Annotated in this window: 17 protein-coding genes; 2 read left to right on the top strand and 15 right to left on the bottom strand. The window is 36.7% G+C overall.

The annotated features are described in order from the left end of the window. The 9 genes from IPM14_11945 to IPM14_11905 all read right to left on the bottom strand — a co-directional run bounded on the left by IPM14_11945 (position 1) and on the right by IPM14_11905 (position 12039). Positions 1-564, bottom strand: a complete 564-nt coding sequence (locus IPM14_11945) for a hypothetical protein (GenBank protein ID MBK9098807.1) — start codon at positions 562-564, stop codon at positions 1-3. Further along, a complete protein-coding gene (locus IPM14_11940) occupies positions 542-1075 on the bottom strand; it encodes an RNA polymerase sigma factor (GenBank protein MBK9098806.1) in 534 nt (177 codons plus the stop codon). Before IPM14_11940 ends, IPM14_11945 begins: the two co-directional genes overlap by 23 nt. 110 nt (positions 1076-1185) lie before the next feature. Further along, complete coding sequence (locus IPM14_11935; protein ID MBK9098805.1) at positions 1186-1857, bottom strand: hypothetical protein; 672 nt, start codon at positions 1855-1857, stop codon at positions 1186-1188. Between the two features lie 357 nt (positions 1858-2214). Then, on the bottom strand, positions 2215-4203 hold the full coding sequence (locus IPM14_11930) for a hypothetical protein (GenBank protein ID MBK9098804.1): 1989 nt from the start codon (positions 4201-4203) through the stop codon (positions 2215-2217). 240 nt (positions 4204-4443) lie between these two features. Beyond that, the gene (locus tag IPM14_11925) at positions 4444-4779 is read right to left on the bottom strand and encodes a hypothetical protein (protein MBK9098803.1); all 336 of its coding nucleotides are present in this window, start codon (positions 4777-4779) and stop codon (positions 4444-4446) included. Positions 4780-4793: 14 nt separating this feature from the next. Beyond that, positions 4794-5420, bottom strand: coding sequence for a hypothetical protein (locus IPM14_11920; protein MBK9098802.1), 627 nt, complete (start codon positions 5418-5420; stop codon positions 4794-4796). A gap of 24 nt (positions 5421-5444) precedes the next feature. After that, positions 5445-6173, bottom strand: a complete 729-nt coding sequence (locus IPM14_11915) for an esterase family protein (protein ID MBK9098801.1) — start codon at positions 6171-6173, stop codon at positions 5445-5447. A 117-nt stretch (positions 6174-6290) separates the two neighbouring features. After that, positions 6291-7148 (bottom strand): carboxypeptidase regulatory-like domain-containing protein, encoded by an 858-nt coding sequence (locus IPM14_11910; GenBank protein ID MBK9098800.1) that lies wholly within the window; start codon positions 7146-7148, stop codon positions 6291-6293. A gap of 106 nt (positions 7149-7254) precedes the next feature. Next, the gene (locus IPM14_11905; protein MBK9098799.1) at positions 7255-12039 is read right to left on the bottom strand and encodes a GNAT family N-acetyltransferase; all 4785 of its coding nucleotides are present in this window, start codon (positions 12037-12039) and stop codon (positions 7255-7257) included. Positions 12040-12388: 349 nt separating this feature from the next. Here IPM14_11905 and IPM14_11900 point away from each other — a divergent pair, with 349 nt between their 5' ends. Both IPM14_11900 and IPM14_11895 read left to right on the top strand, forming a co-directional pair. Further along, entirely contained in the window at positions 12389-13735 is a 1347-nt protein-coding gene (locus IPM14_11900; GenBank protein ID MBK9098798.1) for a DUF1800 domain-containing protein, read from the top strand. Between the two features lie 14 nt (positions 13736-13749). Further along, entirely contained in the window at positions 13750-15276 is a 1527-nt protein-coding gene (locus IPM14_11895) for a DUF1501 domain-containing protein (GenBank protein ID MBK9098797.1), read from the top strand. A gap of 102 nt (positions 15277-15378) precedes the next feature. Here the strand turns inward: IPM14_11895 and IPM14_11890 are convergent, their stop codons facing one another. From IPM14_11890 to IPM14_11865, 6 genes are all read right to left on the bottom strand, one after another. Continuing rightward, complete coding sequence (locus IPM14_11890) at positions 15379-16689, bottom strand: citrate (Si)-synthase (protein MBK9098796.1); 1311 nt, start codon at positions 16687-16689, stop codon at positions 15379-15381. A 203-nt stretch (positions 16690-16892) separates the two neighbouring features. Then, positions 16893-18251, bottom strand: a complete 1359-nt coding sequence (locus IPM14_11885; protein MBK9098795.1) for an MBL fold metallo-hydrolase — start codon at positions 18249-18251, stop codon at positions 16893-16895. A 125-nt stretch (positions 18252-18376) separates the two neighbouring features. Continuing rightward, entirely contained in the window at positions 18377-19414 is a 1038-nt protein-coding gene (locus tag IPM14_11880) for a T9SS type A sorting domain-containing protein (protein ID MBK9098794.1), read from the bottom strand. Positions 19415-19621: 207 nt separating this feature from the next. After that, positions 19622-19999, bottom strand: coding sequence for a T9SS type A sorting domain-containing protein (locus tag IPM14_11875; GenBank protein MBK9098793.1), 378 nt, complete (start codon positions 19997-19999; stop codon positions 19622-19624). A 489-nt stretch (positions 20000-20488) separates the two neighbouring features. After that, positions 20489-21877 (bottom strand): T9SS type A sorting domain-containing protein, encoded by a 1389-nt coding sequence (locus IPM14_11870; GenBank protein ID MBK9098792.1) that lies wholly within the window; start codon positions 21875-21877, stop codon positions 20489-20491. A gap of 16 nt (positions 21878-21893) precedes the next feature. Then, positions 21894-22394, bottom strand: a complete 501-nt coding sequence (locus IPM14_11865; protein ID MBK9098791.1) for a T9SS type A sorting domain-containing protein — start codon at positions 22392-22394, stop codon at positions 21894-21896. Positions 22395-23139: the final 745 nt, after the last annotated feature.

The following is a 23139-nucleotide window of genomic DNA, read 5'->3' as shown; positions in this document are numbered from 1 at the left end:
TTATCCTCCGATAAGAATATTGTTGATTAAATAATAACCCTTGTTAAGTTTTTTGTTTACTTGTTTTTCTATTATCTCATTGTTAAAACTGCTCTCAGCTTTGTTAAACGCTTTTCCTACTATGGCAATAGTTTGTCTGAATTGCTTTTCTGCCAATTCAATCTGAGCGTTTGAGTACTCGTTTTGATTGGCAGGCTCTTTGAAAATGAATATCGAAATCATAATTATTATAACCAAACTCAAAGCAACAGCAGGTATTAGTCTGCTGCCTAACAGTTCATAAATATGAACCGAAATTAATTGTATGATATTTTTGTTTTTTTCTTTGCTTATGGTTTTACTGATCACAAAATCAGTTAAGTGTTCCGGTAATTCATCCGGCTGTAATCTGTGAACACCTGAGGCAGTATTTCTGTACTCGGTGAATAATTTGTTTAAATCTTTATCACGCCAGGTTTTCCATTTCACATATAATTTATCAACTATACTCGCATCTCCGTAAGCGACATTGATTATTTTATCTTCTATTTTTTGATGAAATTTATTTAAATCTTTCTTTTGCATAAACTTTTAATTCTTTCTGAAGCTGCTTTCTTGCTCTTAGAATATTTACTTTAACAGTATTGATCGGAATGTCGAGCATTTCACTTATTTCTTTATACTTGAATTGTTGCAATTCATATAAAACAAAAACGCTTCTTAGTCTTTCAGGTAAATTCTCTATTGCTTCTTTAATTATATCCTCTGAAATAATTTTATCTAAAGATACTTCGGGATTACTTTTTATTTCCGAATCAGCGATTTCATTGTGAATGTCTTCTTCTAGCTGGATTTCCTTATGATAAATCGATCTATTTCTTCTAAGATAATCAATGCAAAGATTATGAGTTGTTCTCATTATCCACGCTTTGGCAGCAAGAAAATTAAAATTGTCTATATTCTGCCAGGTTCTTATCAGCACTTCCTGAGTTATATCTTCAGCATCCATCTGGTTTTTCAACATATAGATAGAGTAATTGTAAACCTTCTTTTTATGCTGCTTTATTAAATATTCAAACTTTGCCGGGCTTAGCATTTATTATAGTGACGAATTAGTTTTTGTAATTGTTACAAAGAAGCAGATAAAAAAGAGACAGGAGCGGGGATTAATGATTTAAGGCATTAAAAACTTATTAACGGTTAAAATCAGTTGAAATAAATAAGAACTCCAATCTGAACAGCTGCGAAATTGATTTGTGATTCATTGAGTGTGTAGTAGAATCCATTATTTGCATACCTGATGGAGTTCCTGTCTAAAACATCTACTTCTGAAGTCATCAGATATCTTCCTTTTAAATCGAGGTATAAAGATCCATTGCCTTCCTCACCGCCAATAAGAAATTTGAAACCAGCGCCAACTCCGTAGCTCCAGGCCCAATCATCAACGTACAGTGAAACGGGAACATAATCCAATGTAAATACCTGTGAGTGCGAGTAGATGTAGCTTCCGCCAAAGAAGGATTCGATATAAGGTCTGACCGTTCCGCCTGTTGGTGCAAGTTGAAATAAAATATGAAGATTTGAAAAATTATTTGCTCTGTTATCACTGAGTATAGTTTCTCCTGTATAGTAATCAGTAGCCCAGAATAAACCTTGTGAGAAAAATGAAAAGCTTAATCCAACACCCAGCGGTTTGGCTTTTGAAGGAGTGATGAAAAGAAGTTCTAAGTTTCCGCCGTATCCGGGCTCATTATCGAAGAGTCTGTAGTCATTGACTGGGAATGCGGTTGTAAAATAGATGCTGGCTGAAGGCTGTGCTTCAATTGTTGTCAGCGGGATTATTGCTGATAATAAGAATATGGTAAAATACTTTTTCATTGTTTTGATCATCCTTTATACTAATCAGAGAATTACAAAATCCTTGCCGGGTTAGTGGATTAACTAAAATTTAATACTGATTAGAAAAGATTATTTATGTGATAAAAATGAAGGTATGAAGAGATGACATTAATCACAATTTTCTTTAGTGTCTATTGAATTGTGCAATAGTACTAACAGAAAGCAACAGTTATTATGAAAGGGAATAAATCCTATTTAATATACACCCGGTACTCCCAGGGATTTAATTCAAAAGATTCTTCGGATAAATTGAAAACTGCGAGCATTTTATTAATCTTTTTTAGTAATAGGGGTTATTAAACGTTCGACCGGTTAAAATTGACAGCAAGAAAAATTCTAAAGCTTTATCCAGTTTGGATTATGCTTCTCGAAAATTTTTTCTTTTGCCCTAGGTTGATCTACTAAGTTGTCAGTATCAGCAAGCTCTCTTTTCTTCATTATCAATTCCTGCTCTTGCCTGATCAATTCTTTTATCCTGACATACTTATCGGCTACAATTTGCTGCTTATTAATTTCTTCCTGAAGTTTTTGTTTCATTAAAGCAAGCTTGTTTATTGCAACTCGGTGTTCTTCGTGTTCTGTCTTTATTTTATTTATTGATTCTTTCATTTCAGAAAGCTCAGAAGATGAATCTACGATATTCTTTTTCAGGTTGTCCAGTATAACTTTATTCTCTTCTATTTCTTTTTCAATTGAAATTCTTGAATTAATCAGATCCGAAGAATAGTCGTCTTCACTATGTAGCAATTCACTCAAAGCATTTTCATATTCAACCAGTTTATTCTCTTGTATGATGATGTCATTACTTGATTCAACTTTCTCCATGGAATCTTCAAGAATATTTTTACTTTCCCGCAAAGCTTTCCGTTGTGCAGCTATAAAGTGCATCAGATCTTCAAACAAAGTAAAGTTACTCCTGCCTGCATTTAACATATTCTCAATTTCTTCCAGCACCGATTGCTTTTCTTCTATCAACCGATCTTTTTCGCCAATCTCTTTTGATTTCATATTGAGCTCTCTTTCGAGATCGGATTTTTTCTTCGCCATCTCGTTTATTGTCGAACTATAATGCTGAAGAACACCCGTAAATCTTTTTGCAGATTGACCGCTTCCTTTTTCTATATCATTTTTCAATTGTGATAGAATAGAAGTCGTTTCCTTCAATTCTCTAATAACATCTTCAATCTGTTGCTTATCATTTTGTTTTGAAATTATCTGAGTATCGAGTTCAGTTCTTATTGATTTCTTATTCTCGATATCCTGGAAGAGATTATTGAATTCTTTATCAAGAACATTCAGACTATAATCCAGATCAGAAAGCCTTGCAGTTGCAATTTCAATTGATTCATTCAATTGTTTTAGCTTTTCATTTCCTGAATTAATTTTTTCGGAAATTTCTTTGTTCTCATTTTTCAACCAGTTTAATGAGTCAGTTTTAGATTTGCAATCTTCAACCAATGAAGTAAGATGAGCTTCTTTCGCTCCAATCTTTATATCAAGCTCGCGAAGTAATTCTTTTTTTGCTGATTCAACAAAGGATAATTGTTTCAATGAATTGTTTAGCTCAGCTTCGTTGCGGATCAGATGGCTTTTCTCTTCCAGCTGCTTGTCCAGTTTCTGTAATTCACTCCTTTTATCAGTCAGTCTGTCAATAATTATCGCTTCCTGATTTCGCAATTGGTTTATTCGCGCCTGAATATCTTCAGCAAGCTTTAATTTTTCCTCATTCTGTCTTAACAATGCGGAAGTGATATCATCATTCTGTTCCTGTGAGATTGCTTTCTTTCTCCCGATTAGAATTCCGATTTCTTCTTTCTTCTTTTCAACTTCACTTGTCAAAGCATTTTTAATCTGATTAATCTCAGCAATTTTTTTGTTTAGCTCATCAAATTTTTTCTTGAATTTAAAAGTCTCTACTGCAATCTCATTTTTTCTTTTCTCGGCAGACTCTATTTCTTTATAAATAATATCTTTTACGGATTCCAGATTATTTCCGGATAATGTCTGATTTGATTTTGAAGTAAGGTTTCCAAGAACAAGAACCTGGTTCTGTTCAGAAACTTTTATTTCTCTCAGCTTTTTAATCTCGGAAGATATTTTGTGAAGCTCGTTATTAAGCTTTGCTTTCTGATTTTCGAGGACTTCTAAGGTGTGGGCTGTTTGATTTTTTTTAAGAGCAATGTTAGCGTATTCAATTCTTGATTTTTTAATCAGTTCGTCGAATTGTTTCAGACGATTTTCCTTTTCGGTAAAACCAGCTATCAGCTTTTTGAGCTCATCGTTTTCGCTTTGAAGTTCTTTTATCTTTTTGCTGTTTAATATCAAATTTTGATGCCCTCCTGTTCCTGCTCATAATTCAACTTTATGAACGAGTTTCTGCAAAACAACAAAAAATGCAGGAACATTTTCGGTTTGAATGCCTTTTATAGAAAATAGTTTAAGCTTTATTATAAACCTAAATACTAAATTTATTATAAGCAATAATTGTAAGATAATTACTGAAAAGAAAAAACTATACCAGCGAAATGCGTTGGACTGACTTTCACATTTTGCAGAAAGTAGCTGTTAAAGTTTTCCCTCTTTGTAAAGTTTCCTCAATCGTATTTTTTCAAGCTGCCGGTCAATTATCATTTGAGCGAGAGAAGCGGGGATTGAGTCTCTGTTTTTCCCGGAAAATAATTCGCTCAACTTTCTTTCATTTATGTCAATGCGGTAGAGTATGTTTACCAGAACGTCAAATTTCTCATCAAGAAGAATTTTGAGTTTTTCGGTAAGATACTTTTTAAATTCTTCAAGAGATTCTAAATCAGCCGATGGGATAAGTGACTGATCCTCTTTAATTAAAAAATCTTTCTCGACAAAGCGCGTGATTTCAAATAATTGTTTCTTTTCGTCTTCCATAAAAATTCAATGAATTAATTTCCTTTTTCTTCGATAAGAGTACTGTGTAATTTTTTTATGATGCGATATGAACCGTACGCAACAAACGGGGCAACAAAAACATCAACAGTGTAATGAACGTGCTGAAGAAGTACAGCAGAACCGACTAAAATTGTAGCCACAAGAAAAATAGTTTTAAGAGTTTTGTTATCAACAAGAAGAAAGAGTAAAAACATAGTTCCGGTATGTCCCGAGAAAAACAGATCTTTCGTTAAGATGCCGCCGTCACCGAAAAACTGAACAAATGGATCGTGTAGAAGAATAATTTTTTCTGGTGCATTAAAAGGGGTCAGGTACATCGCAACTCCTCTGAAGAATACCATCAATCCATAAGTCTGCAGTGCAATCATCAGCTTTTTAGGTTCTTTGATAATACTCACAAGGAATATTATTAGCGCAACATAGATTAGTGCAAAAGTTGCCCAGGTTAGATCAACCGGATTAAACAGATTCAGTAGAGGATCGTTAAGAACAACTCCTTCCCGTTCCTCAATAAATAATAAAAACCTTGAGAAGACGGACAGAAGCGGAATCATAACTATAATAGTGATGATAAACTCTATTCTGCTTTTGCTGTCTTGAAAGAAAGTTTTCCAGCTCATTTTACAATTAGAAACTTGAAAAAATTAATTGAACTTGCTTAAAAAGTAAGGAAGCATTTGACGCCACGTCGGCCAGTCGTGCTTAATATCGTGTCCCCACAAATCCAGCCAGTGGTTAACTCCTTTTGAATTTAAAATATCAGAAAGTTTTCTGGAAGCATTCGGATCTTCATAATCACCCTGACCGGAAGCGATGATAATTTTTCCCTTCTTCATTTTTTCAAGCATAAATTGGTCATTCCAGTGCGGGAGATAATCGATCGGCGAGTTGAAATAAACATTGTCGTCATAATATCCTTTGCTGTACGTTTTAAGGTCGTAGCTGCCGCTCATTGCAATCGTTCCTGAAAAAATATCAGGACGACGGAAAAAATTATTGGCTGCGTGCAATGCACCAAGCGATGCACCGGTAGTAATTATTGGTACTAATCCTTTGCTGTGATTGTGGATGAAGGGAACAACTTCTTCAACAATGTACTTGTTGTATTGCTGATGCCGGATTGCTTTATGGGCCGGATGCATATTGTTATTCAGCCAGCTTTCGTTGTTGATGCTGTTTATTGAATATGCTTTTATTTTTCCTTCACCGAGGAACCAGCCGATTGAGTCAATTAATTTGAATCGTTCATATTCCAGGAAATCTGCTGCTGCTGTTGGGAACATCAATAATGCAAAACCGTAGTGTCCGTAAATAACAATTTCCATATCTTTATTGAGATTGGGGCTGTACCAGCGGTGTATTTCTCTGCTCAAAAGTATCTCCGATTAATGGATTTAATAATTAAAAATGGCAGGGTGAAACTAAAGAAAAGGTCAAAATTTTGAAAATATAAAAATATAATTACTGCATTAGTTGACTAGGAATCAATATTACCTTTCACCATATTCTACACCGTTGATGATTGCATATTTGAGTTTGTAACCTCCAGTCCTCCAAAAACTAGCACTATATAATCCAATGCCCTTAATAATTTGGTACGATGGCAAGTCAGTTGCACAAGCATGAAATAAACTTCGTATCATCCTTAGTTCACCGAAAATTTCCTCGAATTTAATGCTGCTGCATATTGAAAAACAGCTTACATCTGGATGAAAAAACATGTTACTTGAAAATTCTTGTCCTGCTTTGGCTGCCAGACTATCAATAATCATTTCTTTTAAATAATATGGGAAGTATCTGTAAACCATTGCATTGTATTCATCTACTCTTTCGTACCTATACTCAATATTTTGTGAAGCAAGACTTTTGTATTGAATGACTCGATAAATTTTTCCTGAAATCGTAGTGTCTGAAATTGCTTCTAGCGAAAAAAGAGGCGAATCTCCATGCCAATATTCCCAATAATTTCCAATCCCAAGAGGGTAGTAATCAAGATATACACTAAAATCTTGAAGTGCGAAAATTGTGTTCACAGTGTCTTTATGTTGGATAGTCACAAAAGCAGTATCATTATCAAAACCATCCTTGTGGGCATCGACGATGTAATCACCTGCCAAAATATCATTTAGTATGAATTCACCATCTGGTCCGGTATAAGTTTCCTTTGTCGGAGGATCAGTGCTGATCTTTGCATAGTAAATTGGGGCTCCGGTTGTTGCATCGTAAACAAAACCTTTTATGGTTCCTTTGTAAACGGTTAAAACAGGATTTGATTCTTTTTCACTTGAACAGGAGGTAAGTATAATTAAAAAAATAAAAGAGGCCTCAAATAATCTCATTAAAGACATTTAATCATCTCCCAATTACCTATTTAAAGTAAAATGAATAGCAGAGAAACCAAATACAACTTAATTAGTAAAATATCGAAATTCAATAGCTATTAATCACGCGGCTTCACAACTCTTTCACCAAGCCCGAGTATTTCTTCTCAACTTTAAATCCGAATTTGTAAAAATATTCGGGCCTGAAGAATCCCGTTGTAACATACCTGATATGCTCGCTTTTTAATCTTTTCAGAAATTCGTTCATCAGGTTTTCACTGATGCCTGTCCTTCTATAACGTGCAGACACAACAATTTTTTCCATATGTGCTGTCTGCTCATCGATCAATTCATAAAACAAACCGCCGATGATAAATCCTCTTTCAGAAAGTGCAACGAGGAATCTGTGCTCTGGTCGGAAATTGACAACAAGATTTGAATCCAGGAACAGCGAGTGAAGCCTTGAAATTTCTTTCGGAGAAATCGGGCTTCTTATCAGGAATGGATTTCCTTCCTCATCAGTTAACTGAACTACAAGATTTGAAGTATCGCCTCCAAAACTTTCCGCACGGATTAATGCGGCGGTATCTTTTGGCTTCAGGTACGGATATGTTAATCTTGTGAGAAAATACTTTTCATCTTCAGTCAGATTTGGAAGCGAGTGAAGTTCAGCATAAAGCATCTGTGATTTATCAGCACTTAGCTCACCGGCGCGCTGCTTTTTGATGATTTCCCGTAACGCATTCTTCATATTGTCCGAAGATCCGGCAAATGCTGTGTTGAGGAAAAACATAGCACGGGTGGTTATATATTCTTTTTCATAATCAAAAAGCTGGTACGTTTCATAAAGTTCAAAAAGCATCTGTGATTGAGCGCTTATGTCTGCATTTTCGTTCAACAATTTCCAGCGGTGAAATCTCTTTATTGCAAAGAATAAATTCTTCGGGATGAAACCATCCTGCGTAACGCTCCGCACAAATTCCTCTGCTCTGAAAATTATCTCATCTTTGTTTTCAACATCTGCCGTTTTGATTTCTGCAATAAATGTATTTATCACATCAACTGCTTTTGATTCGCCTTCGCATTCGGTTACACCGGAAAAAATATAATTCCAAATTGATTTTTTATCGAGGAACGAATATTTGTCGAGAGTTTCTTTTACAAACAGATTGTAAAAGTTTATAAAGAATTCTTTCGGAGAAGATGAGATTATTCTCTTGGATACTGAATAGAGCAAAGTCCCTGTCTGATAATCATGAGTCGGAACCGTTATGTTTTCCGGTTTCGGGTTAGCAAGCTGAATTTTATAGTTTGTTACCGTCCAGAAGTTCATATATGCAGCCGTGCTATTCCAAACGAAGTGAGGCCAGAGTTCACGAAGTCTGATTCTGGTTTCATCATCTGCTTTTCTGTTTTCTTTTTCGATGAAACGCGCAACACTATCTCTGGTCACATAAGCTTCAGTCCAGAGTTCATATTCTTCCCAGTAACCGCCGAAATGCGGAAGAAGTCTTTCGCCTTTATTTGTAGTTCCTCCGAGTATCAACCATTTGATTTCTTCTTTAACTTTTGCGGGCGGAAGATTTTTGCTAAGATGAACAGTGAGATCGAAAGCTCCCTGAAATCTTGTCTGGATTGTTAATCTGTAAATAGATTTTTCACTTCGTGATTCAAGCTGACTTAGCCAGATGCCGCCGGGTAAAATATCATCGAGTCTGATTAGAAAACCTTTTGAGAACATAAATACTGCCTCTCTCAATACTGCTGTTTTGGAAAGAGCATTTTTTATTCTCTGCCTGTCACCGGGATTGATACCTTCCTCAAAAGCAATTACATCTTCCCACTGATAATCTTCACCTGTTTCAAGATCAACTGCAATCTTGCGGTTTGTTCCAAGCCATTCTCTGAAACCGGCAGTAAGTGCTTCAAGACTTGATTCAGCAAATTTTTTAATACCGGAATTTTCCGACAGCACAGATAATTTCATCAGGAACCTTCTAACTCGCCGGTAAAGCTGGGGATGTGTTACTCCATAAGCAGTTATTAACTCAAAGAAATGAATAAAGTTAGTCTGTTCAAGTGATTCATCGAAACGGAAATTTTTTATTTCATCTGAAATGAAAGTTTCAATATAATCTAACCTCTTCTCGCCTTTGGAATGTACTGCAATGTGATGAGCAAGCTCTGAGTTTAAAAGCGATTTGTCTTCACCAATAAACGAGAGAAACAGATCGCCGAATTTTCTTTCATCCGCGCCTTTGGTGATAAGTGCGAATTGCTTTCGTTTTATTTCAATGTTACTTGTTGTTGCAGGACGGGCAAGTAAATTGAAGACAAGACGGAAATGAATATTCTTCGGATCGTCAAGAATTTCATTGAAGTATTCGAGTGCAGTGTCAGCAGCTTTTAATTCTTCAGAAAGAAACATCTTGTATGCAAGATTAATTCCAGCGAGAGAAAATTCAGAAGATGATTTGATTTTGTCGAACTGGTTCAGCTCATCTTTTGACAAATCTATTTTACCGAATACAGAATTAAACCTGATATTTACAGATTCCTTAATCTGCCGATGCCAGAGCACGATTGAATTTCCTGTGAATGAAATCAGTTCCTTGTTACCAATCCATAATAACGGATCAATCAGTATCTGCTGGAAATCTATGAAGCGTGAACTTATTGAATAAGTGAAACTTCCTATTCTGAAAACATTTTTTTCATCAGATTTACTTAGAGCTAATGAAAGGTTAAGCTTTGGAATATAAACTCCTTTTTCATCCGCAGAGACATCTCTTCCAAGACATCCTTTCTCTCTTAAAAACCAATTTGGAATTCTGACTTCGGTTGTTCCGACAAAAACACTTGTATCACTTTTCACATACATCGACTCGATCAACTCGGAAAAATTCTTCTCGATAACTTTTCGTTTGTATGTGTGCTTTGGTGTCAGTTCGCCATGCTTGTCATCAAAAGCCCGATCTATCAATCTGAAATCAAGAATTCTTTCGAACGGTGCGAGAAATTTATTTACCGATACAACAAGCGATGAGAAATATTCCTGTTTCTGTTTTTCGTCCATATCAAAAATAATTGAGTCCACATCATCATAATTTGGATGAATTAGCACTGTGTTGAAAGGACGATGATCACCAACAAGAAAAACCTGCTTAACATTTTCAAAGTCGCGGAAAAGATTTTCTATTTTCTGAGGGGCAACAGTCTCACCTTTAATATTTTTATAAATTTCTTTTTTCCTGTCGATGATCTGAATGAAATCATCTTCGTCCATTTTCATTACATCGCCAGTTGGAAGCCATCCATCCTCAGTAAATGTTTCCGAATTTTCGATGTCGTAGTAACCAAGCATTACGTAAGGTCCTTTTACAAGTAATTCGCCATCATCGCCAACTTTAATTTCGATACCGGGCAAAGCTTTGCCAAGTGAGTTTGGTTTGTATCTTTTCCAAGGAGTCATGGTAATTCCGCCGGTTGCTTCCGTCATTCCGAAACCGCTCATCAACTCAACACCGTACTTCTGGAAGAACATAAAAATATCGGGAGGTAAATATCCTGCTGCGGAAAGTCCCCATTTCAATTCACCGCCGGTTGCATTGTCAAGTTCGGATTTTATTTTGCTGCTTTCATCGACTTCAATATCTACTTTGCTGGTGATGTATTCATACAACTGCATCCATTTTTTAGGAATGCTGATAAAGACTGTTGGCTTTACAAGCTGCATATTGTTTATCATTGCTTCAACGGATGGATTTTCGAGGAAGCAATATTCTGCAGCCCAGAAAACACAGCCCGTCATTTCAAGATATCTTCCAAAAGTATGATAAAGCGGAAGGAAGCAGATGAACCTGTCTCCATCACCAATTTCAGGTATAGCCATTGCACGGCAAAATCTTTTATAAACAATATTCATTTGTGAAAACATTATGCCTTTAGGTTCGCCGGTTGTGCCGGATGTATACATTATCGTTGCTAAATCATTTATTCCTCTTTCAATTTCAGGTTGATCGTCTTTGGCGGATTTTAAAAACTTATCAAAACTGATAACCCAATCCTCGCCCGAATTTCCTTCAAGAAGAATTAGTGTTTTAAGATCTGGCAGTTCGTTCTTAATGGATTTTATTTTTGAAAGCTGTTTTTCATCGTGAGCTATCAGTACCGTGGCTTTGCTCTGCTGAAGAATAAAAAGAATATGTTCGGTAACGGAATTTCCGGGAATCATCACATTTACAATTCCACCAGTAAGGCAGGCAAGATCGAGCATAGCCATCTCAAGACAATTTTCTAAAAGAAAAGCAACTTTGGTTTCATTAATAACGAATGAATACAAAGCATTTTTGTAACTATTAATAATGCTTGCAGATTTTTCCCAGCTGTATTCAGTGGTTGTGCTTCCGGTTATTACTTTGAAGAGAGTTTTCTTTGGATAGTCTCGCAGTCTCTGTTTGAATAAAGTGTTTGTGTTGTAGTCACTTTTAAGAATCAATTCGTGAATCAATGACTCCCATTTTTTATCCTCATATATCCTGCGCAGCAGGGAAGAGAAGCGATAAAGATTTAAGTATTCGTGAGAAAGTTTCTTTGCACTATCAACTTTAGAAAGTTGATCGTTAAGAAAACTACCAAAAGAAAAGAAAACTTCCTTATCAACGTCGCCCATAAATCTTTTTGCAAATTCGGGTTGTGCAGCAGCCACAAAAATTTTATGGAGTGCTTCTGTTTCATCCTTTGATAAATTTCTTTTTTCAAGTGGAATTTGCTTTAAGGTTTCAGCAAAAGTATCAAGCTGTTCACTGATGTCCCTTTTTCCGAAAAAAGTTAAACCGGTAATAAACTTTTCTGTGATTGAAAAGATGTTGTCCAAAATCCCACCGGCAATTGTAAGAGGATTACGCTTATCGTCCATAGATTTTTATAAGTGTTTAATTATTTGAAATAGCTGCGTTAAAATAGGAATTTACATCAAATAGTTCTGTCAATTGGAATATCATGAATAACGGAAAATTTGAAATACCAGATGCGACATACTTTTAAATGGCGTCACAATTTGCGCCGTAAAATGTTGTATAGTAGCAGGCAAATTTCGTCGGAAACATTTACAATCTACTAGTTTGAATCAAAAGGAAATTCTCTAATTTGCCAGTCATCAACTGTTAGCTATTGGCATATTTTTTACAAGTATTAATAACCAATAATTAAAATCTAATAAAACTAAGCGAGGCAGCATGGTAGAAAATGCTAACAATTTTAATAAGATAAGTGCCTGGGATGAAGATGCAGCGAGACACATTCTCGCAAGATCACTTTTCGGCTATAATAAGCAGGATATTGAATTTGCACTTTCACATACACTCGATGACTTTGTAGATAATTTTTTGCTTGCTGATCAGCCTGAACCTCCGCAGCCTGCTGACTGGGTGAATTATCCAACCAATGAAAACAATACTGAACGAACCCGGGAATTAATCCATTGGTGGTATAACCTTATGATCACACAAGGTTATTCACTTCGGGAGAAGATGGTTCTGTTCTGGCACAATCACTATGTAAGTGAAGTTTCAAAAGTTGGTCTGCCGCAGCGGATGTACTGGCAGAATAAATTATTTCGTGATAATGCTATGGGCAATCTCGTCGACTTGACAAAAGCAGTTACTATCGATCCTGCAATGCTCATCTATCTTGATGGAATAAGAAACAGGAAAGGTGCACCGAACGAGAATTACGCAAGAGAGCTGATGGAATTATTCACTCTTGGAATCGGTAACTATACAGAACAGGATATTCAGGAAGCAGCAAGAGCTTTAACAGGCTGGCGGGTTGATGGGTTGACTTCGTTCTTTGATTCCAGTCGATTTGATAATGGCAGCAAAACAATTTTAGGACAAACGGGCAACTTCATTTACCACGATGTTGTCGATATAATTTTTACACAGCCAGCAGCAGCAACTTTTTTCAGCAGAGAACTGTATAGTGAATTTATGCACGTTGCAATTGATGAACCCAGCATTGAAACAATGGCGCAGATTCTTCGCGAAAATAATTATGAGCTAAAACCTGTTCTATCAACACTACTTAAATCTGTTATGTTTCACACCAATGAAGTAAGAGGCGCAAAGATTAAAAGCCCGGTAGAACTGTTGCTGGGAGTGATGCGCCAGTTCAACGTAGCCACACCGGATTACGCTTATATAAGAACAGTTGCGGCACAAACAAAGCAGGAATTATTCTCTCCGCCAAATGTAAGCGGATGGGACGGCGATAAAATCTGGATCAACACAACAACACTTCCGGCAAGAAACATTTATACCGATGCAGTAATAAATGGGAAAAAACCGGGAGGCGGTGACCTGACTTTCCAGTTAGATCTTGTTGAATATGCAAGAACATTTCCAAGCGCTGAAGATGCAGTTCAGCTTATTGCAGATATTTCAAAAATATTCCTGCAATATCCGTTGAGCGATAACAGAAAAGAATATTTGTTGAATACATTATTAGATGGCGCTGAAGTCTATGATTGGTCAACTTCCGATCCGCAGGCTGAGAACAGATTAAAGATGTTCTTTAAAGCTTTAATGAGATTATCAGAATATCAACTTTCATAATCAGGAAGACAATTATGGACAGAAGATCATTTTTAAGAAATTTAGGATTAGTTGCCGGTGCGGGCACAGTTTCAATGGCACTTGGAAATATTCCACTAAGAGCTTTTTCAAGATCGTTCATGAATATTCAGGCGGTCAACGGAAAAGTAATAGTATTGTTACAATTAAGCGGAGGCAATGACGGACTTAATACAATTATACCATTTGAAGACAGCTTATATTACAACGCTCGTCCTTCTTTAGGAATCAGAAAAGAAGATGTGATCAAATTAAATAACCTTACAGGTATGCATCCATCTCTTCAGCCTCTTAAAGCTTTGTACGATGAAGGAATGGTAGCAATACTTCAGAGTGTTGGATACGCCAGTCCCGACAGATCACACTTCAGAGCTACAGACATCTGGTTGAGTGCTTCTGATTCAAATGTTGTTATCGATGACGGCTGGGTCGGCAGATATCTTGCAAAAGTTTTACCTGATCATAATCCAATTAATTCAGAACATCCAATGGCAATACAGATTGGATCCACACAATCAGCATTGTTAGAATGTACCTGCCAGGGCACAATGGGAATCTCATTTGAAAGTCCAAACCAGTTTTACCAATTGATAAACGGAAGCACTGCCGATAACGATCCGCCGCCCGATACAATTGCAGGTAATCAATTGAAATATATTAAAGAGATTGCAGCACTTTCAATCCGTTATGCTCAGATAATAAAGGAGAAAGCTGATTCGGTTGAAAACAAAGCAACTTACCCGAATACACGATTAGCAAGGCAGCTAGCAATTGTCGCCGAGTTAATTGCCGGCGGACTTGAAACACCTGTCTATCTTACTTCGATTGGCGGATTCGATACGCACGCAAACCAGGCGGGAAGTCACGCTAATCTGCTGACAACTGTTGCACAAGCTATTGAAGCCTTTCAAACCGATTTGAGACTTCTTGGAATTGAAGATAGAGTTGTGCTAATGACTTTTTCAGAATTCGGAAGAAGAGTTAACCAGAATGGAAGCGGCGGAACTGATCACGGGACAGCAGCACCACTTTTTGTTATCGGAAGAAATGTTTACGGAGGAGTTTACGGAAACAATCCTGACCTTACAGACCTTGATAACAGCGGAGATATTAAATACAGATATGATTTCAGGCAGCTTTATGCTACGTTGTTAACCCAGCAGTTAGGAATGCCGATTGACAGAATGCCTGATGTACTTATGAAAGATTTTGAAACTTTACCCTTGATTTCAGAGAAGGCTGGTAATCTTACCGGTCCATCAGTTTTTCATCTTGAACAGAATTATCCTAATCCCTTTAACCCGACGACAACAATCAGCTACTATTTAAGAATTCCACAGGCTGTCAGAATAGATGTGTTTTCATCTGCCGGAGACAAAGTAACAACACTTGTAAATGCTTACCAGGAAACCGGAAGCTACGAAGTTCAGTTTGATGGAAGTAAATATTCTAGCGGAGTATATTTTGCAAGGCTTGATACCGGAGCTACAAGCAAGACAATTAAGATGATGTTGATAAAATAGTTGAATGATAAGTGATTAAACAAAATGCCATCCTGTTGGATGGCATTTATATTTTAAACTATAGCACAGACTTGTAAGCCGTGCTGTAATGGCCGAGCCTTTTTATTTCTTGATTCCCGCAGCTTCTTCAAGCATTGCAGTTGTAACAGATTTTGGTCTCTCAATCGGATAACCGAGTCCGCGGTCCCAAATTATATTAGCAACAACACCAAGTGCTCTACCAACAGCAAACAGAACAGTGTAGAAATCGTATTCCTTCAATCCATAATACCACTGAATAACACCGGATTGTGCATCAACATTTGGCCACGGATTCTTTGCTTTACCCTGTTCAAGCAATATCGGCGGAACTACTTTGAAGAGAAGATCGACATAAATGAACAAAGGATCTTTTGGTAAATGCTTCAGGCAGAATTCTCTTTGAGCTTGGTAACGAGGATCTGTTTTTCTAAGAACTGCGTGGCCGAATCCCGGAATTACCTGTCCGCCTTTGAGTGTATCCCAAACGAACTGTTTCATTTCTTCTTCGGTTGGAATCTTTCCGCCCATCTTATCATAAACTCCCTGCAGCCAGCTAAGTACTTCCTGGTTAGCAAGTCCGTGCAATGGACCGGCAAGTCCGTTTGTCATTGCTGAAATTGAATAATATAAATCCGACAATGCACTTGCAACAAGATGACCTGTATGCGCACTAACGTTTCCACTCTCGTGATCACTGTGTAAAATGAAATACATTCTTGCAACATCATCGTAAGGTTTTTTGATTCCCATCATATGTGCAAAGTTGCCGCCGAGATCAAGTTTCGGATCAGATTCAATTATTTGTCCGTTCTTGTATTTCAACCTGTATATAAATGCAGCTATGCCCGGAATCTTTGCGAGAAGCTGTAATCCGTCTTCGAGAGTTGGAATCCAGTAATCATTCTTTTTCAGTTTTCCTGAATTATACTGTTTTACGAATTCTGATTCTCTCTGCATTGCGAGTACTGCAGTCGAAAACATTACCATTGGATGAGAATCAGCAGGCATTGCTTTAAGAATATCGAGCACGTACTTAGGAATTACACTTCTCTTTTTGAATTCTTCCGCAACCTCTTTTACATCAGCTTCAGATGGAATATCTCCAGTTAACAGGAAGTGAAAGAACCCTTCAACGTAAGGCATTTCGCCGCCGGGAACTTTTGGAAGTTTTTCCATTACTTCAGGAATGGTCAATCCTCTGAAACGGATTCCTTCAAATGGATCGAGATATGAAATATCGGTAACAAGACATTTAATATCTCTTGCTCCCCCGATGATCTGACCAATATCAACTTCATCAACTTTTACGTTTCCGAATTCTTTGAGAAGTCTTGTAGTTCGAGGACGCCATTCCTCAATTTTTTTCCCTAGTTTTTCTTTTAGTCCAGACATTTTTCCTCCGGTGATTTTAGTTATAATCCAATGAATGATTGATTAATTAGATAGCTTATAAATTTTTTTATTGATACAAGTTCGGGTTCGATTAGTACCAGAATTGATGAAGTGCGAGTTTTTTGTATAAGAGGTTTCAAGAATACCCCTTGAATGAAAATGTTAAAAAATTCTTTATTTCAATATATCAATAGTTATTGCTATTAATCAAACAAAATTTGTTTGTAGTTATGCGGTGCGTAAACTTTTTTTGCCGGAAACTGTTTCAGAATTACGCTTCCTGTCCAATCAATAGCTTCGATATCACCGTGAATTAAAACAATTTTGTCAGGATTCAAATGCTTTACTAGTGATAATATTTCCTCTCTCTTTGAGTGAGCTGAAAACCGGAAATTCTTTATTTCGCATTTTACCTCGGCTATTGGATGTTGACCTGTAAGCTGAATTTTTTCTCCTCTTTTCGCTTTTGCAATTATGCTGCCCGGAGTTGAAGGATCCATGTATCCAACAGTAAATATTGCTGAATCTTTTTTCTGCAGCCATCTTTTAGCAAGCAGGAATGAGTTCGTGGATTCAAGCATCATTCCGCTGGAAGCCAGAACAATACTCGGAGACTTGAAGAGCTCCTCAAAATCAGTGAGTTCGTTTAAATTCTTTTGCGGAATGTCGGAGAGGATTGTTTCCCTATCTTTTCTATTCACTGTATATCGGTTATAATCATAAATCCTGCTTATCTTATTTCCAATTCCGCCGGTGAATATATCGACGTTTGTAATTTTATTTTTCTGCATTTGCGTCCAGATGACGGAAAGCATCTCCTGTAATTTGCCCAAAGCAAAAACCGGGATAAGTATAGATCCTCCATTATTTATTACTTTGTTAATAGAAAATGAAAATCTGTCTACTTCTTTATCCCAATTGTTGATGGTTGAAGAGTCGGTAGCTCCGTAAGTTGTTTCAGTTAACAGTATATCAATTTTTTCTTTTGGAAGGTGAGCTCCGGAAAGCAGTGATTGAGATGAAAGATTTATATCCCCCGTAAAAAATAATTTTTTGTCATTAAAATCGAATAAAATTCCAGCAGAGCCGATTATGTGTCCCGCATCAAAAAATTCAGCTTGGACTTCCTGACTGCTGTTGAGTGAACTTAAAATAAATTTTTCATTGTATGACTTATAATTTATTGACTTAATAAGTAGATCAACTTCATCACGTGTATAAATTTCGAATTCATTTTTATCAACCTGCCTTTTTAAAATTGAGATGGCATTATGAAGAGTTAGCTCGGCTACTGCCCGTGTCTGCGGAGTTGTGATAATTCTCAGATGAGGAAATTTTTTTATTAAGAAGGGGAGACCATTCAGATGATCCTGGTGAGCGTGTGAAATCAACACATAATCAGTTGGTTTATTTACCAGCAAATCAAACTTGGGAAGAGAATCCAATCCGGTTTTCTGCGGATGCATTCCGCAATCGAGTATAATACCTATTCCGTTGATATTCAGGTAATAGCAGTTTGCACCAATTTCGCCGGCACCGCCGAGTGGAAGAAATTCGATCATTAATACTACTTAATAAATTTGAGGGTAAATCTAAAGAAAAGAATAAAAAGATTACTGATGTAGCACAGACCTGTCTGCCGATAAGCAGGTTATTAATCTGTGCTACAATAAGTTTATTAGAAAAATTATTTTAGAAGAGACATCTTAATTGTCTTAGAATAATTTCCAGCTTGTAGTTTTGCAATATATAATCCGCTTGCAAGATCGCTACCGGAAAAATCAGCTCTGTATGTGCCTGCTGATTGTTCTTCATCAACCAAGGTTGCAACTTCATTTCCAAGAACATCATACACTTTTAACTGAACAAAAGATGCTTCCGGAATACTGTATTCAATTTTGGTGGATGGATTAAATGGGTTAGGATAATTCTGACTTAAATTGAAATCTTGTGGTAAACCGCTGATTTGTTCAACATCACTTGTAAATGGCGTATTCCAGTCGTACCAATCAGCATTTATCGTTCCGCTATTTGGTGGATTTGGATCAGTAGCGGAGACAGTTACGTTTGCACCATTCGTTGCGAGGAAAGAATATGAGACGCTTGTAACTCCATTTACTGTTGTCGTTTCCCGAATTCTTAATGCTTGATAGATTGCACCACCGGGCATTGTCATCTGTCCATGGGCATCGACTATAACATTGATTGATACATTAGAGGTACTAGGCGGTAACCCGGGAATAGTAAAAGTTATAACATATGATTGTGACCAGGAAGTGTTATATGTCATTGGCAATTGCATTTCTATACTGGCCGGATTATTTTTTGAAGTAATTACAATACCCGGAAAAGCACTTGAAGTCATCGCCTGTCCCATATTACTAAGCGCTCCATTAAGTGTCAGGTAAGACCAAATTTCCGCCGGATTACCCTGATATTCTCCCTGGCTATAAGTTGAAATATTCGCACCCGGAAATTCACTTATGTGAGGTGTTGATGCAGGATTTACACTGAGCAGAGTAAAAGTCTCGGTGCTTTGTAATCCTGTGAAATCCCAGTTATTTCCCCCACCGGCTGAACCGATGTTAAAGCTAGTTATATCTGCAGAATGAATTGTTGCAGAGTTACCAACAGCAAAAACATTCGAAACATCGCTGTTTGTGATAGTAATCTGTGCGAATGATGAAATGCTGGCAGCAGCAAAAAGCAGGAAAAGTTTCCTCATAATAAACCTCCTTAAATTTAGATGATAAATTTTATTTAAGTAATATTTTATAGCCCGGGTGAACATAACGAAATCAATTAACACAACACAAGTGTTAGTATCAATCAATTATTTTGATTTAGTATAGGAGATTTTTAATAAGGTACGAGGCAATTGTATAAATTAACGCCAGATCGCATGAGATCTGGCTTTGAAAAACCCACCGACTTATTTCATTAGAATCATCTTTATTGTCTTTGTAAAATTACCGGCTTGCAGTTTTGCAATATACATTCCGCTTGATAGTTCAGCTCTCGAGAAATCTGCACCGTAACTTCCAGCAGATTGTTCTTCATCAACCAAAGTTGCAACTTCATTTCCAAGAATATCATACACTTTTAATTGAACAAAAGAAGCTTCTGAAATGCTGTATTCAATTTTAGTCGAAGGATTAAAAGGATTCGGATAGTTCTGGCTTAAGTTAAACTCCTTTGGCAATCCACTGAGTTGTTTAACATCTGATGCACCACTAAGGCTCAATTGATCGACAAGCGCATAACTTCCAATATTGGATACATCCTCACCAATTAATTCTAACTGAAGCATTAATGAATCTGGTGTATCAGATAACCACGAATAAAAGCTAAATTGGGTATAAGAGGTAGCTGCGGCTTCAATATCAACGTAACCAGTACCAAGTAATAACCCTCCTCCGAAATAATATGCGTATATCGATAATGTGACATCAAATCCATTTGGATGGAACTGGTAGTAACCATTTATCGTTTGGTATCCCTGGCTAACCGGGAAAGTTGAGGTTAGGACAGCGGGAAAAGGAAAACCATTCGCATTCGCAACTTCCAATTTAGCTGCGTATGCACCCTGATATGAATCAGAGGATTTTGAAACTGTTGTCCAGAAAGAAGGAAAATTATTTGTCATCCAGCTTTCTGGTGTGATTTCATCTATCCAGTTTTCAAAACCAGAGTTTGGGATTTGTGCAAAAGAATTAATCCCAATTAATAATAACAGAATGAAAAAAAGATTTGTGTAAATATTCATAGAACCTCCTATGATTTTGGTGATTGAATAAATTTATTTAATCAGGTTCATCTTTATCGAGTTCGAATACTTGTTCGCTTTTAATCTTGCAACATAAAATCCGCTCGCCAGGTTTGAGCCCACAAAATCAGTCTTAAAATTCCCTGCTGGCAATGTCTCACTTACAAGTTCTGCAATTTCATTTCCTATGGCATCGTAGATTCTCAATTCAACGTATGATTCTTCAGGGATGCTAAACTCGATAATGGTTGAAGGATTAAATGGATTAGGATAATTTTGCTTTAAACTGAACTCAATCGGTAGTTCATTTGAAATTGACTCAACACTTACAATACTGAGATTCTCATACCAGTTTATTTCACCATCCAGTGCAGAAGCAGACAGAACATCCATATCTCCGTCATTATCTACATCGCGAGTTAAAACCCAAACAGCTTTTACTGCATCAGTTGAAATTATATGAGTGGTGAAGTTTTCATTGCCATCATTTTCGTACCAGGCAATCTTGTTATCTTCCCGGGATGCTGAAACCACATCTATGTCTGAGTCACCATCGATATCTGCTGCATGCACAGACTGCGCATAATCTGCATCTGTAGTTATAATATGCTCTGAAAAATTTTCATCTCCATCATTTTTGTACCACGCTATTTTATCGCCCGATGCAGAGGCAGATAAGACATCAATGTCTCCATCAGTATCTAAATCAATAGCAAAAACTTGCAACGCTAAATTTGCTGTTGTTGAGATTACGTGTTGGGTAAAATTTTCATTACCGTCATTTTCATACCAGGCAATCTTTGCATCAATAAGAGATGCAGAGAGAACATCGATATCACTATCACCATCAATGTCGATTGCAAATATTGATTGAGGACTTTCTACATTTGATGAAATGGTGTGAGAAGTAAAGTTCTCATTGCCATCATTCTCATACCAGAAGAACCTGTCATCAAAAGCTGAAGCAGCAAGTACGTCTGCATCACCATCTTCATCCATATCTATGGCAAATACTGATGTTCCCTGATCAGCATTTGTTGCAATTATGTGGTAGGTAAAATTCTGATTACCATCATTTTCCATCCAGGCGACTTCATCATCTCTCATCGAAGTTGACAGAACATCCATGTCTCCATCGCTGTCAACATCGAATATATAAACAGATCTTGGTCCATCGGCTTCGGTGGTAATTAATATTTCTGTAAAGTTTTCATTACCGTCGTTTTCATACCAGTAAATTTCATTTGTTACGAAGAGTGCGGCTGCAACATCTTGGTCGCCATCACCATCAATATCCCCGGCATGTATTTCATCAACATTACCTGCATTAAAAGTAATATTATGGGAGGTAAATTGAACCTGTGAGAACAAGTTTGATGTTATGCTTAATACAGTTGTTAATAAAATAGATATAGTCTTCATTGTTTGATCCTTTGGTTTATTTAATCAGCAACATTTTCTTTGTTTGGACAAAGCCATCTGCCCTCAGAGTATAGAAATATATCCCACTGGCAAGACCAGCAGCATTAAAAGTAACTGTGTAAACTCCCTTATCCTTTTCTTCATTGACCAAGTTAGCCACTTCATTTCCGAGAATGTCATATACCTTTAATGTTACATTGCTTCTCTTTGGAATTGAGTACCGAATTGATGTTGCAGGATTAAATGGATTTGGAAAATTTTGTGCAAGGTTATAGCTATCAGGTGAAAGCAACGAACCTTCATCTTCAACATTTGTTGACTGGTTTTTTACAAAGATGGTATCGTCAATTGTTCCATCATTTCCAAGATCAATTAGTATAGTAATTGGTTCACTATTTAAGTCAGACCAATCGGGTACGATTTGATGGGCAGAATTTTGAGCCATAGGAACAGACATGTGAAGAAAGTTTATTCCTTCGTTTATAGAGTTATATCTAACTTGTAAATCATAGTTCATGCTGCTTCCATAATTTTGAAATAGGAGCTCGTTTCGATCTTTCTCTCTAAAATGAATTGAGTCAGAAGAAGAAATTTGAACATTCGTTGCTACAAATACTTTTTCAGCTATAGTGTCCTGCAAAATTATTGTTTCGAAATTTGCATACTTAATATTCTGGTCAGGATTAGTAATGCCAATTCCATTTTCTGTAAATTCAAAAACATCAGTCTCATTATTTTCTGCGTTTGATCTTCTATAATTGTAAATAGTTGAATCTGTGAAAAAGATGGCGTATGATACAGAATCAATAAAGTTATCCAAATGAACGGAGTAATTGTTTTCTGGTAGATCATATCCTATGGGAGGGTGGAAACCACCTGTCAACGGAATGATTGGAACAGCATCTGACATATTGTTAAATGCTATACTATCCTGGTAACCAATTTGTTCACCTGTACCAGACGTGATAACCATTTCTGCATCTGGTGTATTGTAAATTTCTATTCTTGATGAACCAGAGTAATCTGAACTTGACAAATTCATCGAATTTGGTCTCTCAAGTGTTGGTAGTGAAATGTATTCGGAATTGACAGGGTCAAGAAAACAGCTAATTGTACCTGTGCCCCAATTTAAACCAGTGCTATCAGACCAGGTGTTAGCAACAGAATCTATATAAATAAAATTGTTTAGACTGCCAGGTGCATTGCTGTTGAATAATTTTATATTAAAGGTTGATGTATTTCCAATTCTTTCAAGTTTGTAA

The sequence above is a fragment of the bacterium genome (assembly GCA_016716565.1).
Classification (GTDB): domain Bacteria; phylum Bacteroidota; class Ignavibacteria; order Ignavibacteriales; family Ignavibacteriaceae; genus IGN2.
This window is presented reverse-complemented; position numbering and strand designations above follow the sequence as displayed.